The 22,240-nt window shown below is 61.9% G+C and carries 11 protein-coding genes and 1 pseudogene; 1 reads left to right on the forward strand and 11 read right to left on the reverse strand.

Translation table 11 applies throughout. The annotated features are described in order from the left end of the window. Positions 1–91: 91 nt before the first annotated feature. Positions 92–895 carry an IclR family transcriptional regulator gene (locus tag A8V01_RS25285; protein WP_103099012.1) on the forward strand — a complete coding sequence of 268 codons (804 nt, stop codon included), beginning with the start codon at positions 92–94 and terminating at the stop codon, positions 893–895. 105 nt (positions 896–1,000) lie between these two features. Here A8V01_RS25285 and A8V01_RS25290 read toward each other — a convergent pair whose 3' ends face one another. From A8V01_RS25290 to A8V01_RS25345, 11 genes and pseudogenes are all read right to left on the reverse strand, one after another. Then, positions 1,001–3,055 carry a TonB-dependent receptor gene (locus tag A8V01_RS25290; protein WP_146037386.1) on the reverse strand — a complete coding sequence of 685 codons (2,055 nt, stop codon included), beginning with the start codon at positions 3,053–3,055 and terminating at the stop codon, positions 1,001–1,003. Between the two features lie 287 nt (positions 3,056–3,342). Then, positions 3,343–3,957: pseudogene (locus A8V01_RS25295) on the reverse strand (alpha/beta fold hydrolase); the annotation flags it as partial. A gap of 443 nt (positions 3,958–4,400) precedes the next feature. Then, complete coding sequence (locus A8V01_RS25305; protein ID WP_103099015.1) at positions 4,401–7,913, reverse strand: glycosyl hydrolase 2 galactose-binding domain-containing protein; 3,513 nt, start codon at positions 7,911–7,913, stop codon at positions 4,401–4,403. 22 nt (positions 7,914–7,935) lie between these two features. After that, positions 7,936–10,515 (reverse strand): glycoside hydrolase family 3 protein, encoded by a 2,580-nt coding sequence (locus A8V01_RS25310; protein ID WP_103099016.1) that lies wholly within the window; start codon positions 10,513–10,515, stop codon positions 7,936–7,938. 81 nt (positions 10,516–10,596) lie between these two features. Further along, positions 10,597–13,539 carry a TonB-dependent receptor plug domain-containing protein gene (locus A8V01_RS25315; protein ID WP_211295170.1) on the reverse strand — a complete coding sequence of 981 codons (2,943 nt, stop codon included), beginning with the start codon at positions 13,537–13,539 and terminating at the stop codon, positions 10,597–10,599. A 219-nt stretch (positions 13,540–13,758) separates the two neighbouring features. Next, entirely contained in the window at positions 13,759–14,664 is a 906-nt protein-coding gene (locus A8V01_RS25320) for an ROK family protein (protein WP_170066068.1), read from the reverse strand. A gap of 184 nt (positions 14,665–14,848) precedes the next feature. Further along, positions 14,849–16,807 (reverse strand): glycoside hydrolase family 84 protein, encoded by a 1,959-nt coding sequence (locus tag A8V01_RS25325; protein WP_211295179.1) that lies wholly within the window; start codon positions 16,805–16,807, stop codon positions 14,849–14,851. A 7-nt stretch (positions 16,808–16,814) separates the two neighbouring features. Further along, complete coding sequence (locus A8V01_RS25330; RefSeq protein ID WP_103099019.1) at positions 16,815–18,995, reverse strand: hypothetical protein; 2,181 nt, start codon at positions 18,993–18,995, stop codon at positions 16,815–16,817. A gap of 4 nt (positions 18,996–18,999) precedes the next feature. Then, complete coding sequence (locus A8V01_RS25335; RefSeq protein WP_103099020.1) at positions 19,000–20,331, reverse strand: GntT/GntP/DsdX family permease; 1,332 nt, start codon at positions 20,329–20,331, stop codon at positions 19,000–19,002. A gap of 1 nt (position 20,332) precedes the next feature. Further along, positions 20,333–20,725, reverse strand: coding sequence for a RidA family protein (locus A8V01_RS25340; protein ID WP_211295181.1), 393 nt, complete (start codon positions 20,723–20,725; stop codon positions 20,333–20,335). Continuing rightward, complete coding sequence (locus A8V01_RS25345; protein WP_103099059.1) at positions 20,722–22,188, reverse strand: N-acyl-D-amino-acid deacylase family protein; 1,467 nt, start codon at positions 22,186–22,188, stop codon at positions 20,722–20,724. Before A8V01_RS25345 ends, A8V01_RS25340 begins: the two co-directional genes overlap by 4 nt. Positions 22,189–22,240: the final 52 nt, after the last annotated feature.

Below are 22,240 nucleotides of genomic sequence, written 5' to 3' on the forward strand. Positions count from 1 at the left end.
GCTTATCCCCGCTGCGGCCGATCGTTTTGGCTGAGACCGGCAGCCCCCAACCGAGTTGCACGCACCCGCGCGCTCCACTATCCGCAATACCATGATCCAGACAGATGAAGATGGCGATGAAGGCACCCCCGGCGGCAAGCGCGCCTATTCCGCGCCTGCGTTGGAAAAAGGCATCCAGATTCTGGAACTGTTCGCGACCGAACCGCGCGGGCTCACGATAAGTGAGATCGCGCAGAAGCTGGGGCGCTCGATCAGCGAGGTATTCCGCATCATCATCGTGATGGAGCGCCTTGGCTGGCTCGCCAAGGACCCGGTGAACGATCGCTATGCGGTGACCTATCGTGTGCTCGACGTCGCCTTTCGTGCGACACCTGCGCAGACGCTCAGCAACGTTGCCGCACCTGTGATGTATGAACTGTCGAGCGGGACGAACCAGTCCTGCCATCTTGTCGTCGGGACCGGCGCAAGCGCTACGGTTATTCATCGACAGGAAAACATGGGGCCGGTAGGCTTCGGTATCCGGCTGGGCACGGTAGTGGATCTGGTTACAAGCTGCTCTGGCCATGTCCTGCTGGCCTTTGCGGCCGAGGACCGCCGCGCACGTGCGCTGGCCGGATTGGCAATGCCCACCGATGTTCGGGCACGGCTGGAGCGGCGGCTGGATGCCGTGCATTTGCAGGGCTATGAAATGCAACCCAGTGCGCGAACGGCGGGGGTCACCGACATCAGTTTCCCGGTGTTCGGGTTCGATGGCCATGTCTGTGCGGCACTGACGATACCTTTCCTCGTTACCATCGATGGTTCGCAGAAGACTGGTCTGGACGAAACACGAGAGTCGCTCGGCCGGGCAGCGCAGGATATTTCTCGTGGGCTGGGGTGGTCGGCTGCTGATTAATAACAGTCCGTTTCAGCTTCCGACCTTTCCCCGACGGTCGCCGTCATACCACCATTGAGACCTGTATTCCATTGATGGCAAAAGGCTTACTGGAATGGCCCGGCCCTAGAACGCATACCGCGCGCCGATACCGACCTCACGCTTAGGCGCGAATTTGACGCTGTCTCCGCGAACGTTCGGGACATAATCGGTGTAGTATTCGGTGTTGGTAAGGTTGTTGCCCCAGACCGAGAAGGTGAACCGCCCACCGGGTTCGGTCCAGCCCAGGTTGGCGTTGACCAGTACGAAGCCACCCTCGCGCGAGAAATTGCCGGGCTGCCAGTTCTTGGCAGACGCATAAGAGGTCGAGATCGAACCGTCCAGGGCGCCGCCAGCGATCTCGCCAGCATAATTGAGCCGCAGGTTGGCGGTAACCTTTGGCGTGCGTACCAGACGACTACCGGAGGAGTCGTAAGGCACCAGTACTTGCGAGATGACCGGTCCCGTCGCGCCGGGAATGGGTGCCACGACCTGAGAGGTGGTGAAGCGGCTGTACCGGGCGGTCGGCTCCCAGCCCATGCCCGCGTTGAACGAGAAGCCCGCACCAAGCTTGCCGTCCGCATTAAACTCCAGACCACGCATCTTTGCGCTTGCCGCGTTGCTCAGGGTCAGTTGCAGAGTGGGCGGAGTGCCGACGAACGAATAGGCGCTGACCTGAATGTCGCTGTACTTATAGGCGTAGGCTGCGAAGGTCAGGTTTATGCTGCCGACCCGCGCCTTCGTCCCGGCTTCGAAGGCTGTTACCTTTTCGGGGTCTACGGGGATGCCAAGTGGCGAATAGGCGTTGTAGACGCCGCTTTTGAAGCCGGTGCTCGCCGAGACATAGATGTTGGCGTCACCGGAGATGTCATAACGGGCGATCCCACGCCAGGTGGTGCTGTTCCAGGTCTGCTCGCGATCTACAGGTGCTGCAGCGAGGTTGACAAGGTTCTGCCAATGGAACGTCTTGGTCTCGGAATTGTAACGCAGACCGCCGGTTACATGGACCTGCCCGAAGTTTGCCGTGACATCCGCGAAGCCGGCGTAGGCTTCGCTTTTCATCTTGCTGGTGAAGTTGGAAACGATGGTGCCGCCGGGAGAATCGCCGGAGATCGTCCGGAAGTAGGGGTTGCCGGCGTCTGAGTGCCAGTAGAACGCTCCGATCAGCCAGGTGATACGCCTGTCTGTTCCGCCGGAGAGATTGAACTCCTGACTGAACCCGTTCTGATACTGGCTGAGCTGATTGGAGCCGGTGGGCAGGTTGGTGCGATCCGTATCGGACTGAGACTGCACTTCCACGTGACGATATCCGGTGAGCGAACGCAGGCCGATATCTTCACCGAGCTGCCAGTTCATGTCGAGGCTGAACCCATACCCCTTCAAATCCGCCTTCGGCTGTGTGACGCTGGCATACCGGTAAGGAGTATTGGCCACCGATCCTGGGTCGGGGAAGGGGTTGAGGCCATCCTTGACCATCGAGATGAAGACAGAATCGTTCTGTTGCTTCCAGCTGTCGGCAGACAGGACCGCCGAAAAGTCGCTTGTCGGTTCAATCAGCAGTTTGCCGCGTACCATGTAGTTCTTCGGAGCCCCGTAATACTCGCCCTCGTTACCGGCGATGCCCTTGATGAAGCCGCGCCCGCGTCTTACCGCTCCGCTGATCGAACCGGCGACGCCATCGGCGATTTTTCCGGTCAGGTAGGCATTCGCCCGTAGCTCTCGATAGTGGAAGCCATAGTCCAGAGAAAGCGAGCCCTGCGTGTCGAAAGAAGGCTTTCGCGTAACGATCTTGATGGCGCCGCCAGTGGCATTGCGTCCGTAGAGCGTGCCTTGAGGGCCTTTGAGGACCTCTATACGCTCGATATCTGCGAGGTCGAAGAAGCCTGCGATCGGCGTGCCGAGCGATATGTCATCCAAGTAGACGGCGACGTTGGTTTCATCACCCGGCGAGGTTCCTGTCGACTGGATGCCGCGAATGATCGGCAGGAACCCGAAGCCATTGTTCACCGTAACCACGCCGGGCGTGGTTTGCTGGAGGTTGACCGTCGAAAAGACACCGGATGAGGTGAGCTGAACGCCGGAGATCGCCGAAACCGACATAGGCACATCGAGAAGACGTTCGCTGCGCTTTTGAGCCGTCACGACGATTTCATTCGTCGCCTCATTTGGGATCGCCGCTTTGTCCGCAGACGTCTGAGCAGCTGCAACGCTGGCCTGGCAGGCGAGGACAGCACCGGCGAAAAGTGTTGATTTACGCACTTGAAAACCCCTCCCATTGTCCGCTGCCGAGGCGCTTCGTTTGTGAAGTCATCCTTCAGCCGTCAGGTGGAGCGAACGGGAAGACTCTGCGTTCGCGGGAAGTGTCGTGTCCAGATTCTGATTGCTGATACCGAGCATCCAGGCAGGTTTACCGCCCCGGCGTTTTGCGATCAGCTCTGCACGAATGCCAGCAGATCGGGATTGAGGATTTCGGCATTGACCGTGAGCATGCCGTGCGAGCAGCCCTCGTAGATCTTGAGGGTGGCGTTGGGCAGGATTTCGGCTTGGAGCACCCCGGCGTTCTTGCAAGGCACGACCTGGTCGTCATCGCCGTGGAGGATTAGTGTGGCGACGGTGATCGTCTTTAGATCGTCGGTCTGGTCGGTTTCCGAGAAGGCCTTGATACCCTCGTAGTGAGCCTTGGCGCTGCCCATCATGCCCTGGCGCCACCAGTTGTCGATCGCTGCGCTCTGTACGTCCGCGCCATCGCGGTTGAAGCCGTAGAACGGGCCGGCGGCCACGTCGCGGAAGAACTGCGCGCGGTTGGCGGCAAGGCCGGCGCGCGGGCCGTTAAAAATCTCGATCGGCGGGCCGCCCGGATAGGCTTCGGTCTTGAGCATGATCGGCGGCACGGCGCTGACCAGAACGGCCTTGGATACGCGGCCCTGTGGAATGCCATAGCGGGCGACATATGCCGCCACTTCGCCGCCGCCGGTCGAATGTCCGATGTGGACGGCATTGCGAAGGTCGAGATGTTCCATCACGGAAGCGGCGTCGGCTGCGCGTCCTTTGGCCCTCAGTCCTTGTAGAAGATATCGACGCCATCCGTGGTGGCTACATATGCTATCGTTCTGATGCTTTTTGGTTGAGAGGATGTCTTCTTTCCAAGTGCTTTGCAGTTTCAGTCTACGCGGAAATGGTACGGTAATATAAATCCCCGGGTCTGAGCTGCTGGAAATTCCTCAGGCCAGATTGAGGGACGGGTGAAGTCCGGGATGAGACGTTACCGGTACTAAAGCGAAGGTGTATTTAGTCGGCGTCGACGAGGACGATTTCACTGTCTTCGATTGCGGTGACGCGGATCAATCCAGGTCGCGGATTGCTGCGCCGTCGCGGGCATTTACCTGGACGTCGTCGGCTTCGGTGCGCCCCCTGTTGCCTAGGCATGTCGATGGCCTGCGCGCCAAAGTGAAGGGCATGCTCGACGGGCTTGAGTCTGAGGTCAATCTCACTCGATAGCGCCTTCCGGCAGGTTCCAGCCTCGCATCCTGACCGTGGCAGTGCCGCGTGAAGCCGGATATCTTACGGATATACGTCGGGTTTCGCCGGCCAGCAGGGACACGTAGTTGTCGCTAAAATATGCGGGCAGGATCTGCTCTCCCTGGCCGTCGAAAAGCGTCAGTTTCGTTTGCAGCGCGGGATCGGGACCTGCGTTGCGCAAGTCTATTGTGATCATGCGTTCCGTGTTGCCGGCGGGCTCATCCGCCACGCGCTGCGCGGCGATTGTCGGGCGGGGCAAAGACGCCAGCGCCTTGAGATCAGCCGGTGTCGCGGCCTGCCAGTAGAAGTTGTCGGAAAGCCGCGCGCCATCGGCATTGAAGGCTTCAAGCCGTACCAGCACCGGCCCCTTTTGAAGCGCCGCGTCGATATTCAGCGCGAAGACTTCGATGCTGCTTCCGGACGGAAGATCAAGCTTGGTTTCCTTTGCCAGAACTTCGTGCCCGGAAAGGTTGGTTACGCGCGCAACCACGCGCACGTTTGCTACCATTCCACGGGTGGTGTTGACCATCCGCACATACCGGCTGGGCTGATCCATCTGGACGTGAACCGGCTCCGAACCTTTCATGGCTCCGTAGAAAGCAGCGTGCGTGTCGTAGTCTGACGAATACATCTGGAAGTCGGCGGAGGGCCATGCCGGGTGCGTCATCCACAGCATCCGCGCACTGTTGGTCTTCCATAGTCCGGCATTAAAGCCTTCAAAGATGGCGCGATAGGATTCGTAGTTGAGCATCTGCGCCTTGCTTTCGAAATCGGCGAGATCTTTGGCGGGGCCGAATTCAGTGTTCATCGCGGCCATGAAGCTTGCCATCGAGACGCCGCGCTCTTGGTGCCAGTCATGATAGACCCATGCATCGCTGATGGGCCAGCGGTCAGCGGCGGCGGGAACGGTCCGCTTCCATGATTCCAGCGTCGGGAAGCTGGACGTACCTACTTCCACGGCGAAGCCATGCGGATAGCTGGTGAAGTAATCCTCGGGCGGGTGCCATTCGTAGGGACCTGAACCCGCGAGGTTGATGATCCGCGAATTGCCTTTGTAAAGCCGCGTACCGTCCTCTTCCCAGACGAGGTTCTGGAGAGCCTCCTGTAGCACAGGTTGAGGCACGCCTTCATTGCGGCCGAACCACAGCACGATCGAAGGATGCGTGCGGTAACGCCGCACGACATCGCGGGCATTGGTGACGAACAGCGGGACGTCTTCCGCCTCGGCATCATTGTCCTGCGTCGATTCCCAGAAATCGTTAAGCACCATCAGCCCGTAATGGTCCGCAAGGCTATAAAACGCCTCTTCCGTGCTCTGCCCCATCCAGTTGCGGATGATGTTCATGCCTGCTTCGCGGTGAAGGCGGAAATAGGGTTCGAGCCGGTCCTGGCCAACTCGTTTCATCATGTCATCCATGCCCCAGTTCCCGCCCCTCGCGGCGATCCTTACGCCATTGACGCGCAGCACCATCTGGGTGCCCAGCGGATCGTCTGGCAAAGTCTGGACGGCAGACGAGTGCTCGGCACCGGGCATCAGCGAGTTGGCCCAGCCCCCGCGTACCTTGCGCAGTGCAGCATGTCGTTCATCCATGACCGGGGAGCCCAGTTCGCGAGCCTTCGCAGAGTCCACCAGAACCCGGCGTAGGGCGCCTTCGTCGTCGAGCGAGGCCAACTCGTAAGTCACCGTGCGCATCCCGAATTCGAGCGAGCGCGTGTCCGATGGACGCTCGCCTGCTGAGGTGGTCAGGTGCAGCGTATGAAGGGCAGGGTCGCCGTAGCCATTGGGCCACCACAGCCGGGGGTTTCTTACCTGCAACTGCGGGAATTCGGCGGAGCGGAAGTGCACGGTGGAGCTTTGCCCAGCGGCAAGGGTGATGGTGCGCGCTACCGAGATGTCGTCGAATTCGGCGCGGACTTGCGTGGTTATCGATGCATCTGAGTGGTTTGTGACAGGTACGTCTATCGATACTTCCGCAAGCGAATTGTCAGACTTGGGCAGAGCGGTCGAGATTGCCGGATCGCCGATCGTTACGGCGCCGGTGCGCGCCAGTTCGACGCCTAGCCAGAGCCCGGTATTGCGATCGCGCACGCCGGGGATCCAGTCCCAGCCTTCGCTCGCGCCAAAGGTGGGGCCGTCGACCATCAGTGCCCCGCCGTTGTCACCGCGTCCGCCGGTCAGCGATTGTTCGTGAGCGATCCCCGGGTGCGGCGGTGGTGAGACACGCACGGCAATGGCGTTGCGTACCCCCGGAACGAGGTAGCGCCCCATGTCGAACCGACCGCGCACGAAGGCGCCTTTCATCGTGCCGACTGGCTTGCCGTTGACCCAGACCTCTGCGGCGTAGTTGATGCCCTTGAAAGTCAGCGTCAGCCGGTCATCATGTGTCGCGTCGCTCCCGGCAGGCAGGACGAATTCGGTGCGATACCAGTAATCCTGGCGCGACAGGCTTTCGGGGATCGCCATGTTGTTCAGGCCGATCGTGGGATCGGGATAGACGCCGCGATCGACCAGCGTGGTCAGGACGGTGCCGGGGACGGTAGCGGCATACCAGTTGCTTGCATCGTAGCCTGCCTGGGAGAGCGTTGCGCCGTCCCTCGCGTCGCCACTCGGAAGGCGCGGGGCTTCGATCAGGCGCCAGCCATTGATCGTGTAGCGGCCATCACCTTCGTTCTGCAGCGCGGGGACCTGTACAGGCTGCGTGGCGCGTGGAGTGGGCAAGGGCGCCTTGCTGACGGGCAGGGTCCATGCCGGTTGCGGGGTAGCAAGACCGTACTGGGTCTTGATCTGGAGAGGCCAGGACGGGCTTGCGTCCTTGAACCGCAGAAGGGTTTCGTCGGGTAGTGTCCGGGCAAGGCTTGCCACGGCCCGCGCGTCTTTCAGGCTGGGTGAGAGGGTTAGTCCGGAAAGGTCGCCTGCGAACCCTGCGGTGCCTTCGCCACGCGGTCCCATTGCTATCAGCGCCGCGACCGGCCCCGCTGCGGCAGCTTTACCGGATCCGACCCGCCTGCCGTCTACGTAGAATTGTAAAGCCGCCCCATCGCCAGTTGCGACCAGCAGGTGCCAGTGTCCAGCCTTCAGTGCATCGCCTGCGCGCAAGACCGCACTGCCGAGGGTGAAGGCCGGCCGGCCGTTTTCCAGCACGAACTGGCGTGATGCTGTGGACTCTCCCGCGCCGAAGCGTGCGATGACCGCGCGGCCTTTTGGCAGGTGTGAAGGCTTGATCCATACCTGCATCGTCCAGCGCGGCATGGCGGGCAATGTTTCGCCCTCCGCATAGCCTTGGGGCAGATGCTCGATCGTATCCGATCCTTGCAGGAAACGGGCATCGTAAGGACCGATGACATCAAGTTTGGGGTGAGGTATACGGCTGCCGGGCCAAGCGATCTGCTGCGCCTGGGCGCATGTCGTCCAAGCCCCCGTGCCCTGCGCAAACAGAGCACATGCGATCAGTCCTGTCGTGTGGACCGTCTTCCTCTTCATGCTGTACTCCACCTTCGATGGTTCAGCGCGGCATGACCTGCCGTTCGCCGGTGATGGTCAGGTCGGCCCAGACGCCGGGCGCATCTCCGGGCTGGCCGCCCCCCAGATAGAGCCGATAGGTGCCGGGTACGATCGCACGCTCGCCTTCAGGGGAAACAGTGCTGAGGCTGCGCGGATCGATGTCAAAGCTGACGTCGACGGTTTTGCCTGCCTTCACGTTGACTCGTCGAAAGGCGACGAGTTGGCGTTGCAGCTCGGCAAGCATGCGCGCCTTGGGTTGCGGTGCCGTCGGGACCAGATATGCCTGCACCACTTCGTCGCCATCGCGCTTACCTGTATTGGCGAGCTTGACCGATACGTGCAGCGGCTGTCCTGCAATCACGCTGGCGGCCGCCGCGCCGGTATAGGCGAAGCGGGCATAACTGAGGCCATGACCGAAAGGGTAGAGCGGCGTGCCGGTAAAGAAGCGGTAGGTGCGCTCCTTCATGTTGTAGTCGATGTAGGGCGGAAGATCGCGCGTGGCGGCATAGAAAGTCACCGGCAGGCGGCCCGATGGGTTTACATCGCCTGCCAGAACTCTTGCGATGGCGGTGCCGCCGGCTTGACCGGGATACCAGGCATTGAGCACGGCGTCGGCATGGGTCTTGCTCCAGGTGTCCGCGATCGCCGAGCCGGTCAGCTGAACGACAACGACAGGCTTGCCAGTGGTGGCCAGTGCGGCGAGCAAGTCCCGCTGCGGTGCGGGCAGTTCGATCGCAGTACGGTCGCCGCCATTGAAGCCGGGAACCTCCAGCCGAAGCGCCTCGCCCTCAAGCGTGGGAGACAGGCCGGTGAAGACTATGATGACGTCCACGTCGCGCGCGGCCGCAAGGGCTTCGGCCTGCTGGGCTGCCGCTGGAGCGACCCAGCGCAGGCCGATACCGCCGTCCTGGCTCTGGTGCACGTATTCTATACGGATATCGTGGGGCCGCGTATCGGTGAAGGAAATGGTGGCTTCGACCTTGCTGTCGTCGCTTTCTCCGGCACCGGTCATGTCGGCGATCAGCGGCTTGCCGTCGATCCACAGGGCGACCGGGTCGTGCCCATCGCAATCGAAGCAGCGCGGCACGTCGAGGCGCAGGCGGTATGTGCCTACCGAGGGCGGCGTCAGTTGGCCGGTCCAGCGCACAGCGTAACGTTCCTGCGCCAGACCGGCGGGAGGAGCGCGATCCCAATCGAAATCGATCTTGCGGTCCTGCCGGCTGGCCAAAGGCGTTCCGATCATCGCGGTGCCGCGGAAATATTCGCCTTTGAGGCCCTGCCGGCCACCGGAAGAGAGGGCGGTTTCAGGCACAGGCAGTGCAACGCCCTCGGCAAGCCCGCTTCCTTGTGCATAACGGACCATGTTCGCTCCGAAACGTTCGCGCAACCCCTCAAGCGGGGTCACCGGGGCGGCGGCGGTGCCGTGGTAATTGGCTTCGAGCACATCGAGGGTGTCCGCGTTTGGTCCGATTACCGCAATTCGTGTGCCGGACTTCAGCGGCAGGCGATCGCGGTTTGAAAGCAGCACGAGCGACCTTTCCGCAGCCGTAAGAGCCAGGGCGCGGTTAGCCGCAGTATCGGTCTGCGAAGGCTTGATCCTGTCCCACGGGCTGGACTGCCCGAATGCAATGCCGAGAGCCGCGCGCGAGGCGAACGTGCGCCGCAGCGCGGCATCGATCGTGCTTTCGGAAACAAGACCGCGCTTCACCGCTTCGGGGAGGGCAGAGTAGCTGGGGCCGCAGTCGACATCGGTTCCGGCCTTGAGTGCGGCGGCGGCGGCGCTGGGCAGGTCGGGCGTGTAGTAATGGAAAGTGGTGATATACCCCACCGCGTCGCAGTCCGACACGACAAGGCCCTTGAAGCCCCAGTCCCCGCGTAACCGGTCGGTGAGCAGGGCCGATGAAGCGCAGGCGGGCACGCCATGCAGTGAATTGTATGCGCACATCGTTGAGAGCGCCCCGCCGTCGGTCAGCGTCATGCGAAAGGCGGGAGTGTAGGTGCTTACCATATCGCGCGCGGGAATGTCCGCATCGAAGCTGTTGCGCCCCACTTCCGGCCCGGAATGTGCGGCAAAGTGCTTGGGCGTGGCGATGACGCGGGGATGGGTGGGGTCGGGCCCCTGCAGACCTTTCACGAATGCCATGCCGAGATGGCCGGTCAGATAGGGATCTTCGCCGTAGGTTTCCTGACCGCGGCCCCACCGTGGGTCGCGGAAGATGTTCACGTTGGGAGACCATATATGCAGGCCAGCGAAGCGCGAATGATTTGCCTTGCGGGGTACGGCGTTGAAGTGCGCGCGCGCTTCGGTGGAGACGACCTCGCCAACCCGGTGCATCAGGTCCGGGTCCCAACTGGCGGCAAGGCCGATCGCTTGCGGGAAGACGGTGGCGATACCGTCGCGTGCGAAGCCGTGCAGGCCTTCGCTCCAGTAATCGTATGCGGGGAGATCGGCCTTTGACAGCGCGGGTGCGCTGCTGCCGAGTTGCTGCGCTTTCTCTTCCAGCGTCATCGTCGCGATTGTCTCGTCGATGACGATGTCCGCGCTCGGTGCCTGCGCAGCGATCAGCAGTAATGACAGCATCGGTTCCCCCTGGCGTCGTATTCTGGCGGCAAGACCGTAAGCAAGCCCGGCCACGAGGGATCGTGACCGGGTATTTCACGATCAGAAGTTGGCGCGCATCCCGACGCGGAAGGCTCGGCCGATGACGTCGTAGAGCGTTGGCGTCGTGACGTTGCCTGGAACGTTTTCAGCGTCGCGATTGAACAGGTTGTCGACCTTGAAATACGCCTCAACTTCGGGAGTGACTTGCACCGAGGTGCTGAAATCGACGTAGAATGCGCCGGGGACGTGGTTGTAATCGATGGTTGGGTTATTGACGGTGGAGACCGGGCAGTTGCTCGTGCACACGACGTATTCGTTGGAAAGTACCCCGGCGCTGAACCAACGTTCCTGGAAACGAACCGAGAACTTGTCGGTGCTGTAATCCTGCGACAGTAGCAGTTTCCACTTCGGGGTCGCCGTTGCCTCGATGTTCACGCCGGCCAACTGGTGCGGGATCGTGCCCGGCAGCCCGGTATCGGTGATGTAGTTGCGGGTATTGGTTGCAAGTCCGCGCAGAGTCAGGCGACCGGGCAGACCCAGCCCTTCCAGATCGGTCTGATAGCTTGCTTCAATGTCGAAGCCGTCAGTCATGATCGACGAGAAATTAAACGGCTGGAGCGTAACGTAAGCAGCATTCGGATCGCTGAGATCGAACGAGCCGCAGGTAAATTCCACACCACCGTAGCACAGGTTGATCTGAGTCTGCGCATCGAGCGATGCGATGGCGTCGTCGATCTTGATGTGGAAGTAGTCCAGCGACAGGCTGAGGCCGGGCAGCCATTCAGGCTGTGACAGGACGATGCCGACTTCGGTGTTACGGGCGATCTCCGGCGTCAGGTTGGGGTTGCCGGTGGTCGTCTGCAACACTGTGACGACGCGGTTATTGAAGGGGTCGACGGTTCCCGTGCGGTTGCTGGTGACCGGCGCGGCGTAAAGTTCGCTCAGGTTCGGTGCGCGGATATCGCGGGATGTCACGCCGCGAAGGGTGATCCCGTCGAGCGGGGTCGCCCAGGTTCCGCCGACCTTCCAGGTCCAGACCGTGCCAGAGGTGCTGTAGTGGGTGCCACGGCCGGCGGCGTTGAGGTTAGCCGATCCTAGTGCGTCCGACTTGAAGATAGGGACATTGACTTCAAGGAAGCCCTCGTAAACGTCATAAGCGCCCGAGCCGTTGCGGTAGTTGCCAGCGTACCAGTTGCCGCCATTGGTATCGAGCAGCGGATCGGCGGGATACTCTTCCGAGTAGGACGAGCCGGTGGCACCGTTGACGCCATTGCCGTAGGGATCGGCGGTGACGCGGTAGAATTCATGGCGATACTCGCCGCCAAAGGCGATAGAGACAGGGCCAGCGGGCAGGGCGAAGGGCTCACCATTGAACGCGATGCTGGCTACGTCCTGGGTCTGTCGAGTATGTTGATACGGCCCATAGGCGGGCTCGATGTAACTGGCCGCCGCCGCGCTCGGCGCGCTGCCGCCGAAGATGTTGAGCGGGCTGCAGCCGCTTGCCACTGCTGCTGCGCTCGCGCAGGTGATGGTGCCATCAGGTCCCGCGACAGCATCGATCGCTGCGCGATATCGCGGCATCAGCGCAATATTATAGACGTTGATGTTCGTGATCTCGGTGCCGTGTTCGTAATAGGCGTCATAGCGCCAGTCCGAACCGAATACAGGGAACTTGCCCTTGGCTCCTGCAACGAAGCGGTACTGCTCGCGCTGGGTGTGTACGTCGATGTTGTCGAACATCGCGTTGTTCACGCCATAGCCGAAGCTGGTGATCTCGTTTTCGGCACAGGCCTGCTGGATTGAGGCCGGCACATAGGGGTTCGAGCACTGCATCGTGAGGTTGCCGAACTGCGCGAAGCCCGGGTTCGGCGTGTTACTGGTGCGCACGCGCGCTACGTTGACGGTGGTATAGATCTCGTTGTCGGGGTCGATGTCGAATCCGATCCGGCCGTAGCTGTTAAGGCGCGTGATCTCCGACATCAGGCTGTTGCCGTTTGCCACGCTGCCCGAAAGGTCGCCACCGACGCATGAACCGTTGTAACATTCGTTGCCGTACTGGAACTGGTAGGGGTTCCCGTTCCTGTCGAACGCGGTTCCTGCCAGCGGGCCCGAGGTGATCAGGCCATACATCGAATTGAGGCTCGACTGGACATGGTTGCGATAGAGGTACTGCGGCGAGCCATCGTCGGTGATGCCGCGGTTGATCAGACCTACCGCCGTCATCCAGTCGCGGCCGTTGGGGCCGTCACCGTCAGGGCTGTTGCCGACGCCGAAGCCGGCGCTGGGGATGCCATCTTCGTGGCTGTATTCGCCACTGACGATGACGTGCAGGCGATCGTCCATGAACGCCTTGCCGGCTGCTGCCTGGAACGTATAGTTCGCGTTGTCGCCATAGGTGCTGATGCCGCTCATCGCGTTGGCGCGAAAGCCTTCAAAGCGGGTATCGGTAACGAAATTGACGACACCGCCAACCGCATCTGAACCATACGAAGCAGATGCCCCGCCTGTAACCACGTCGACGCGCTTGATCAGCAATTGCGGGAACAGGCTGACGTCTGCCACGCCCGTCACGTTGGCGCCAACGACGCGTTGGCCATCGAGCAGGGTCAGCGTGCGGATCGGCTGCAGTCCGCGCAAGCTGAGGGTGCTGAGCCCCTGAACGCCGGTTGAGGTGCCATTGGCGCCAACCGACGCGCCGGTGCTTCCCTGGAGTGAGGGCAACTGCGCAATCGTGGTGAAGACGTTCGGCTGCGCGCCTTTGGTGAGGTCTTCGGTTGAAAGGACCTGCGTGGGCGTCGGAGCAGTAAAGCCGCTGGCGGTGATGCGCGAGCCGGTGACCACGATGTCGCCTTGCGGAGCAGCGGTATCCTCGGCCGCCGGCTGCGGGGGGGCGGATGGTGCGGCCTCCTGCGCCAGCGCAGCCGTGGTGAGCAGGGAGGACGCCAGCATCGTCGACGCGGCAAGGGACGTGCGCAGCAGGTCCATGCAGAAATGTCGCCTCATAGTTATATCCCCCTCAATTGGGCCGGTGCGATGCCGGGCCGGATTCACTCTCTTTCAGGCAGGATAAGTCGAAATCGCGACGACCCGCAAGATACATTTCGCAATTTTATTTAATAAATCGAAATGCGCGGAAAACTTAGGATTTCTGCGTTGTTCAGAATGGCCGTTTGGCTCAAAAATCGCACGGTTTGCCCTTGCCGGCACCATGCGAGTGGTTGTCTAGCCTGCGGCGCAATCAACTTTTGTTGCTGCCAGCGCGAGGGCGATCGGGCCGAGCGGACCTGCTTTAACGCCGAGTCCCGGTGGGGTGATGAAGTCTGTCTGCGGAAGCGTGAGATAATCGCCGATCAGAGAGCGCACGCGTGCTTCGATCCGCTTGATCAGTACCGGGCGCGATGAGATCACACCGCCGCCGAACAACACGCGGCGCGGTCCTGCAATGGCGATGATGGCTTGTGTCATCTGGGCCAGCGCTTCGACCACTTCATCCCACACCGGATGATCGTCATCCAGAGCATCGCCTGAGACGCCGGCGCGTGCCGCGATTGCAGGGCCGGACGCAAGTCCCTCCACACAGTCGCCATGGTATGGACAGGCCCCGTGCCAGCCAGCGTCATCCGCAACGGGCAGTCGGGCGACGCGCATGTGCCCAGCCTCGCAATGGCCGATGCCGCGCGTCGCCATGCCATTGACGATCAGGCCTACCCCAACGCCCGTGCCGACGGTGACGTAGGCCAGATCGTCGAGTCCCTGTGCCGCACCCCAGCGACGTTCAGCAAAAGCGGCGCCATTGACGTCGGTATCAAAAGCAGCGGCCAGGCCGTACCGTGTACTTAACCGGTTCGCGACTGATGTGTCGCGCCAACCGGGTTTTGCGGTGCTGGTGATGCAACCATACTCTGGAGAAGTGGGGTCAAGGTTGAGAGGACCAAAAGAGGCCACGCCGAGCATATCGAATGGCGCCTCAGCTGCCCACGCGTCGAGCACCGCTTCTATGCCACAAAGCGTTGTCGCAGGTGCGAGCGTGGGCACAATCTCTTGCCGGGAGATAGTGCCATGCGCATCGGCCAGGACGACGATGCATTTGGTGCCGCCCAGTTCAACTCCCGCGATACGCCTCATCATCTCTCCTGCTGTCGTACAAAGCCCGATCGCGGCGCGTCGTCTGGAGGAGTGACGGGAGGCGCCGCGGCCGGGCCGCAGCGTCGGCGGATCGCTCGAAAGAAAGCCGGGGGGCATTCGAAGCGGAATCGCGCTGACGAAGACCGTCCTACCCGCCCTCCACATTTAATCAAACAATTTTCTTTTTTTAATTTTGCAGTGCGGCGGACGAGACAAGTGCGGGCGACCAGACCAGATGCGGGGCCGCGTCAATGAAACGATCCAGCACGCCATCCCCCATCCTGATCGGACCTTGCGGACGGGTCGTGCCGGGGATTGTCGTGGCGGCCTTCGCGGTGGCGACATCGTGAGCAGCTGCGTCGAAATGCGCCCGCGCAGAAGGATCATCCGCCAGCGCGGCGATTATGCCGTTGGTGCTCGCACGCAATGCCTTGCCCCAATGCTCCATCGCGTCCAGCCATGGCGCCGTTTGCGCAAGAAAGCCGGCATCCTGAACTCCGGCACGGATCTGTTGCGGCGCTGCGGTGATGCGGTTGGCAAGCGTCGCAAGTTCACGCAGCCTAATCTCGCGATCGCTGGGAGGAGCGTTGGCAATGGCGTCTGTGACGACGCCCAGAGTGCGTGCCAGTTGCGGTGATTGCGGTTGCCAGGGGGCGCCGCCGAACGTCGGGGCAAGATGCTCAAGGTCAAACAGTAGCAAAAGTGCCCGCGTCGTTGCCGCATCGCCTCCTGCAAGTTCGCGTGCAGCCCAAAGCGCTGTGGCACGCGGATCGTAATGGCGATCGTTCCAAGCGAAAGCGGCGCTGCCGGAAACTCCGATGCGATTGGGCGCTTCCTGGTTCATGGGATTTGCAAGGACACCGTCCAGTTCATCGGCAAGTCCCGGTTCGCGGCGATCGTAGGGAGCAAGCAGCAGGCGGCCGGAGGATTTGGCATAGTCGTTTACCGGATAGTTGTCCCAAAGCAGGGGCTTGCGGCCGAATGCCTGTTGCGCCGCCTTGGCATCGCGCAAGCCGATTGCGGCGGGAACCACGTCAGGGCCGGTCCGCTGAACCCGTACGCGCGGATCGAGCGCGCGCAGTGCCCCTTTGTAGGGGCTGTCGGTGGCGTTGTAGTATTCGGTCGGTACGATCATCAACTGCGCCTGCGGTCCGTACTGACCGACCAGCCAGTCCATCATAATGCCGGCCAAGTGCGCCTGTGCCTCCCCGGCGGCAGCCTCGCCGGGCTTGCCCAGCGCCGTATGGTCGGCTTCACAGTTCCATTTGTCGTAAGTGATATCGTCGAAGGCAATGTAGAATGAGCGCACTCCCAACGCCGCGAAGGTTGCGAACTTGCGTTTGAGCGCTGCAAGGTCGTCGGGATTGGAGTAGCAGATCGAAAGCCCCGGAGAGATCGCATAGGTAAACCTCACGTGATGCGATCGAGCCACGGTGACCAGTTCCCCAAGCTGTGCCAGCGTATTGGCCGGGTAGGGGACACGCCAGCGGTCGCGCGCGTAAGGGTCGTCCTTGGGGCTGTAAATGTAAGTGTTGCCCTTTACGCTGCCCAGAAACGCAATGTGAGCTAGGCGGTCGTGCATTGACCATGGCGCACCATAAAAGCCCTCAATTACCCCGCGGACTGCCATACGGGGCTCATCGAAGATTCGCAGCGCGGGCAGCGTGCCCCGCTTTGCTGCCTGATGCAGCGTCTGTGCCGCGTAGTACAGGCCGTCTGCGTCCTTGCCTGCGAGTATGATCAGCGTGCTGTTCACAGTCCTGGCGATACTGGCGATCGTATAGCCCTCTGCCTTCGTCGGAGCCGGGCTTCCCGATCTTGCCAAAGCTTCGGTGACGGCAGGTGAGGCAAGTGTACCCAGCACGACCAAAGTTTCTTTGGCCGTTGTGGGTATCCGATCAACTACTCGCGTGCGTTTCACGCCAAGCGCAGTCAGCGCGGCGCGGGCTAGGCGCAGTGTCTCGGGGTCGTCAGGCCCCATGACGGCGATCGTTGCCGATCTGCTGACCTTCAACTCTCCGCCCGTCAGTTCCATTTGCGTGGGCTGCGGGATGATTTGCGGCAGCGTCGTCGCGGCCGAAAGCGGTGCAGTGCCACCGATTGTCAGGAGCGCGCCGAAGGGTAGGAGCGAGGGGGCAAGTCTCACGGCCATTTCACCATATGATATCGATGGTTCTTGGGCGTTCGTCAGAGGAAGTGCGGATGCGCAGAACTCCGTCGGCGAAGGTTGTATTGGCCAATCGCTCGCCGTCGCATAGGACGCGCTTCGGCGCCGATTTGGCGACGATGGAAATGAGGGCGGTGGTCCCTGCGTTGCCCCGCATGCCGCTTTGCTTGAAGCTCAGGTGTCTTGCATCGGATGTTACACCGGTGATGCGCGCTCCGGCGGCAGCGATCGTGTGCGTTGCCAGTTGGTCGAGATCGACCAGCAGCCGACGGGAGCCTGCGCTTACATTCACTTCACGGATCAGCGGCTGCTCAGCATCGAACAGATCAAGATAGCGGCCGCTAAGGACGATCGGCCGGGCATGGTCCGCGACTTCGATCCCGGCGGCAATTATGTAAGGTCCACGCCTTAGCACCAGCGCGGGGGACTCGCGCCATGGCAGGCCCACGGCAACGGCCGCACTGCGGGCCAGTGCACGCACGGTGTCGCTTCCGCCCATTGCCCGCCCGAGAGCAGATGGTGAACGCAAGGCGAAGTGCACCCATCCCTTGCCTGTCGCCACTCCATGCTTCGCTGCCGCGTCGGTTATGCCAAGAGTCTCGAACAGGTGCTGGCGAGGCGTGGCATAGTCATTGGCGCCGGTATTCCACCAGTCGCTTGCACGATGGTAGGGCTCGGCATCATCGTCGACCACGACCAGCGCGCCGCCACGTCTGACCCAGTTTGCAAGTTGCGTGTGGAACGCGGCGGAAGGGGGCTTTTGGCCCTCGTAAGTCAATACGAGAAGTTTGTAGGCGTCAAGCGGGTCATGGTTCGCGCGCGGGTGCGAGGTTTCGACCTGTACCGGTTCCACCGGTATACCGCGCATCAGCAAAGGCAGCGCGAGGCCATAGAAATTGCCAAGCGCCGGGTCGGACGGCGCGGGGGCGGCGCGCTGAAACATGATACTGTCGCTGACAAGTACGCCTACACCCGATGTACCTGCCGCCTGCCATTGTGCCGTTGTGCCGGGCAATTCGCTCAGCGCATGGAAAACTGTCTGCAGTTCCGCGAAGTAGGCAGGTGGTATCAGGGATTTGCTACTTTTGCCGGCGCTCGTCGGGGTGTGCTCGGCCGTGGGATACAGGGCATCTGCGCCGAAGATGCGGTCGGGCCAGGGCAGGACTTCGTAGTTGGCCACATCGGGTTGCATCAGCGAAGCCGTGAGAGTGGATTCCCAGTTGCGGCGATAGTCGATCCAGGAATGGTTCGGGTTGTCCTCGATCGGATCATTGAGATACCAGATCGTCTTGCCGGATGAACGGGCGATATTCTGCAATGCCCCGTATTCGAGGAATGCGGATTCGAAAGTCCGTTCTGCCTTCACACCTTCATAGACCGTCGGAGTGCGCGCCGTTCCCGTCCAGACTTGAGCGATGTAACCGTCCGCGCCGACATCGAGCAGTGAGGATTCAGGAGAAACGATCTTCCACTGCGCATAGTTGAGGACGGAATGCGTGGCGACGTAGCATGGGATCATGCGCCCGTGCGCCGCGCCCCACTCGCGCACGAAGGTGAAGACCTGGGCCAAGGCATCGCGGTACAGTTTATACTTCAGACGTGAAGCACGGTATTGTGCGTCCGGCGAGGAATCGGGCGCTTCCCATGATCTGCCGTAATGTGCCCGCCATGCTGCCTTGAACGCGCTGGACCAGCCGGCCTTGGCCCAGAACTCGGGCTCTTCCAGGTAGATTGCTTCGGCCCCAGCTTCCAATGCGCGCCTGATACCTTGATTGAGGTAGCGGCCATATGCTTGGGTTGGCACCATGTAAGGAACTTCACGGCCTGTGTGCAGCAGCAGTTTGCCGCCTTGCGCCTCCTGCGTTTCGTCCCAGTGTTCACGTCCATCGAAGTCGCCTCGGAGGTAATCGGCATAGAAGCCCCAGGATACCCCGGTCATCACCGCGACGCGGTAGCCGTGTTCGCGCCAGCTACGGATGCGCGCGCGCAGGCTTTCGTCAATGCCGTAAACCATGACCGTGCCGGCATCGACGTTGACGCGGGGCGACCAAGGCTTGTCGGTCTGGAAGATGAGGTTGCCGGAAGGCCGGGCGCTCGTCGGGACTTCGGCCAGTGCGGTGGCGGACAGGGTCAGGGCGCATAGCATCAGGGTCAGATTCTTGCGCATAGGGTCAGCACACCAGCGAGAGGGCCAGCGCCAGCGCCAGCGCGACCAACGAGATCAGCGTTTCACACACGGTCCAACTGCGCACGGTATCGGCCATGCTCAGGCCGAAGAACTCCTTGACCAGCCAGAACCCGCCGTCGTTGACGTGGCTGAGAACTACGGAGCCGGCTCCGGTGGAGATCACCAGAAGTTCCGGCCGCACACCTGAAATCGGGACAAGCGGTGCGACGATCCCTACCGTGGTCGCCATCGCTACCGTAGCCGATCCGGTGGCAATGCGCAGCAGCGCGGCAATCAGCCAGGCGAGCACCAGCACGGGGACATGCGCTTGCCCGGCGGCGGTGATTATGGCGTCGGATACTCCGCCTGCGGTAAGCACTTTGCCAAAGCCTGCGCCGACACCGACGACAAGGGTGATCATCGCCGTTGGGGCGAGGCAGTCGTTAGTGTAATCGCGCAAGGTGCCGAGTGAGAGCCCGCGTGCAAGGCCCAGCGTCCAGTAGCTGACCAGCACCGCGAGCAGCAGCGCCACCACCGGGGTGCCGATGAAACGCAACCCTTCGTCCAGCGCGGAATCTGGGGAAAGGAACAGGCTGGCAAGGCTGCCTGCAAGCATCAGCGCGACGGGCAGCAGCAGCGTGAATAGCGTCACTCCGAAGCCGGGTAAGTCGCGATGGGCGCTCTCGTCCGATGCTGTAGGCGGCTTTGTCGGTCCGGTCAGTCGAGGGGCTATCCAGCGAGCGTAAAGCGGCCCGGCGACCATTGCCGTCGGGATACCGACGATGAGCGCAAACGCGATGGTAAGGCCGAGGTCAGCGCCATAGGCCTGTGCTGCCAGCATTGCAGCGGGGTGAGGGGGCACCATTGCGTGAACCACCGAAAGTCCCGCAGCCATGGGCAATGCAATGCGGATCGGATGCGCGTTTACGCGCCGGGCCAGTGTGAAGACGATCGGCACCAGCAACACGAAGCCAACTTCGAAGAATACCGGCAGGCCAACGATCAGTGCAACCGTCATCATCGCCCAGTCGGCACGGGCAGGGCCGAACCATCCGACGATGGTGCCCGCCACCCGCTCCGCTCCGCCCGACTGGACGAGCATCCGGCCCAGGATCGTGCCAAGGCCGACCACCAGCGCGATATGGCCAAGTGCGTTGCCAACCCCGCCTTCGAAGGTACTGACTATTGCTGCGGCTGGAATGCCCACCACCCATGCCAGCCCCAGCGAGACGAGGATCAGGGCAATGGCGGGACTGAGTTGAAGCCGGACGATCAGCGCGATCAGGATGACGATCGCGATCAGCGCCTCGATCAGCAGCAGTCCGCCATGATTCATGTCAGGGCCGCTTCCAGGCGACGCAATCCACTTCTACCTTGCAGTCCACCACCATGGGCGAGACGACGCAGGCGCGTGCCGGAGGATTGGTGCCGAAGTATTCTTTGAACACGCGGTTGAACGACTGAAAATCGCGCGCATCATCAAGCCACACGCCACAGCGCACTACATGTTCAGGGCCGTAGCCTGCTTCCTCAAGGATCGCGATGACATTGCGGATCGCCTGGTGGGACTGGGCGACGATGCCGCCATCGATCACTTCGCCCTCGACCATAGCCACCTGGCCGGAAACGTAGAGCCAGCCGTCCGCCGCTACTGCGCGTGCGAAGGGAAGGTGCTGGCCGCCGGTACCGGTGCCGCCTTCTACGCCAAAACGTTTAATGCCGTCTGTCACTTGATCATTTCCTCGGTTTGTTGGGAATGGGATTGGCGGCGCAGCATCGCGCCGCCGCGCCGGCCGGTGGGGCTTCCCGCCTTGACAGTGGCAACGCCGTTGACCCACACGCCATAGATGCCTGCGGCCGTCTGTTGCGGATCATCATAGGTTGCACAGTCGGCGATCTTGGCAGGGTCGAACAACACGAGATCGGCGGCCAGCCCTTCGCGTACATAGCCCCGGTCGGTAAGGCCGAGCGTGTCGGCGGTGAGGCCTGTCATCTTGCGTACCGCCTTGGAAAGGGGAAGCACCGCGCGCTCGCGCACGTAGTGGCCGAGAACCCTTGCGAAACTGCCCCACAAGCGCGGATGGGGCTGGGGGTCGCAGGGGAGCCCGTCCGAGCCGATCATGGTAAGTGGGTGCGAGAGGATACGATCGACGTCCTCTTCGGTCATGCAGTGGTAGACCGCGCCCGCCGGTTGCAGTCGAGACGCCGCTGTCTTGAGGTCGACGGCCCAGTCGGCTGCGATTTCGGACAGCATACGTCCTGCCTGGGTTGGCTCCGGGTCGGACCAGGTGATCCGGATCGGGGTTTCGGGAACGACCTGCTTGATATCGAGTGTCGAGGAACTGGCGCTATAGGGATAGCAGTCGCACGCGACGCTCTGCTGGCGTGCAGCGGCTTCCATGCGTGCAAGGATGGCGGCGCTGCGGCCGTATTGCGCGGCGCCTGCACACTTGAGATGTGAGACGATCACCGGGGCATTGCCATGACGGGCGATAGCGAAAGCTTCGTCCAACGCTTCGTCGATCGCCGCACCTTCGCTGCGCAAGTGGGTACAGTAGAGCGCGCCACTATCGCGCAGCGCATCGGCCAGCGCCATGACTTCTTCGGTCGAAGCTGCGTTGGCGTTTGCATAGGCAAGGCCGGTGGAAAACCCGAAGGCTCCTGCGGCGAGGGAGGCGGCAAGTTCGCTGCGCATCGCTTCGCGTTCGGCCTGTTGCGCGGCACGGTCGAGCCGGTCCATGTGGCGGGCGCGCATCGCGGTATGGCCAACCAGGGCAATCACGTTGGTCGCTGGCCGAGCCGTCTCTACCGCGTTGGCGTAGGCGGTGAAGTCTGCATAGCGGAACTGCGCGGCCGGCCCAAGCAGCACCAAGGGGTCAGGAAGTTCCGCCTGCGACGGGAATGGGGTTGTCGCGCTGATCCCGCAATTGCCGACCACGACAGTGGTGACGCCCTGCGTGACCTTCGCGGTCATTTCGGGGGCGACGATTACCGCTAGATCATCGTGCGTGTGAACATCGATGAAACCGGGCGCCAGCGTGAGGCCATGGGCTTCGATCACGATGTCGTCAGGCTGGGGCGAGACTGTGCCGACCGTCACGATCACGCCTTCGGCAAAAGCGACATCGACCTGATGCGCAGGGGCGCCGCTGCCGTCCAGCACATGGGCTCCTATTATGATAGTACGTGCCATGCTGCTGCCGCCTTTTGTAACGGAGGGCATTGTCACTCAGGGCAAAGATAAT

The sequence above is a fragment of the Novosphingobium guangzhouense genome (assembly GCF_002896965.1).
Lineage (GTDB): Bacteria > Pseudomonadota > Alphaproteobacteria > Sphingomonadales > Sphingomonadaceae > Novosphingobium > Novosphingobium guangzhouense.

What these genes read in the sequence shown, in the direction of transcription:
- A8V01_RS25330 (WP_103099019.1), bottom strand. Translation starts at nt 18,995, where the DNA reads ATGCGCAAGAATCTGACCCTGATGCTATGCGCCCTGACCCTGTCCGCC.
- A8V01_RS25315 (WP_211295170.1), bottom strand. Translation starts at nt 13,539, where the DNA reads ATGAGGCGACATTTCTGCATGGACCTGCTGCGCACGTCCCTTGCCGCG.
- A8V01_RS25285 (WP_103099012.1), top strand. Translation starts at nt 92, where the DNA reads ATGATCCAGACAGATGAAGATGGCGATGAAGGCACCCCCGGCGGCAAG.
- A8V01_RS25335 (WP_103099020.1), bottom strand. Translation starts at nt 20,331, where the DNA reads ATGAATCATGGCGGACTGCTGCTGATCGAGGCGCTGATCGCGATCGTC.
- A8V01_RS25345 (WP_103099059.1), bottom strand. Translation starts at nt 22,188, where the DNA reads ATGGCACGTACTATCATAATAGGAGCCCATGTGCTGGACGGCAGCGGC.
- A8V01_RS25310 (WP_103099016.1), bottom strand. Translation starts at nt 10,515, where the DNA reads ATGCTGTCATTACTGCTGATCGCTGCGCAGGCACCGAGCGCGGACATC.
- A8V01_RS25305 (WP_103099015.1), bottom strand. Translation starts at nt 7,913, where the DNA reads ATGAAGAGGAAGACGGTCCACACGACAGGACTGATCGCATGTGCTCTG.
- A8V01_RS25320 (WP_170066068.1), bottom strand. Translation starts at nt 14,664, where the DNA reads ATGATGAGGCGTATCGCGGGAGTTGAACTGGGCGGCACCAAATGCATC.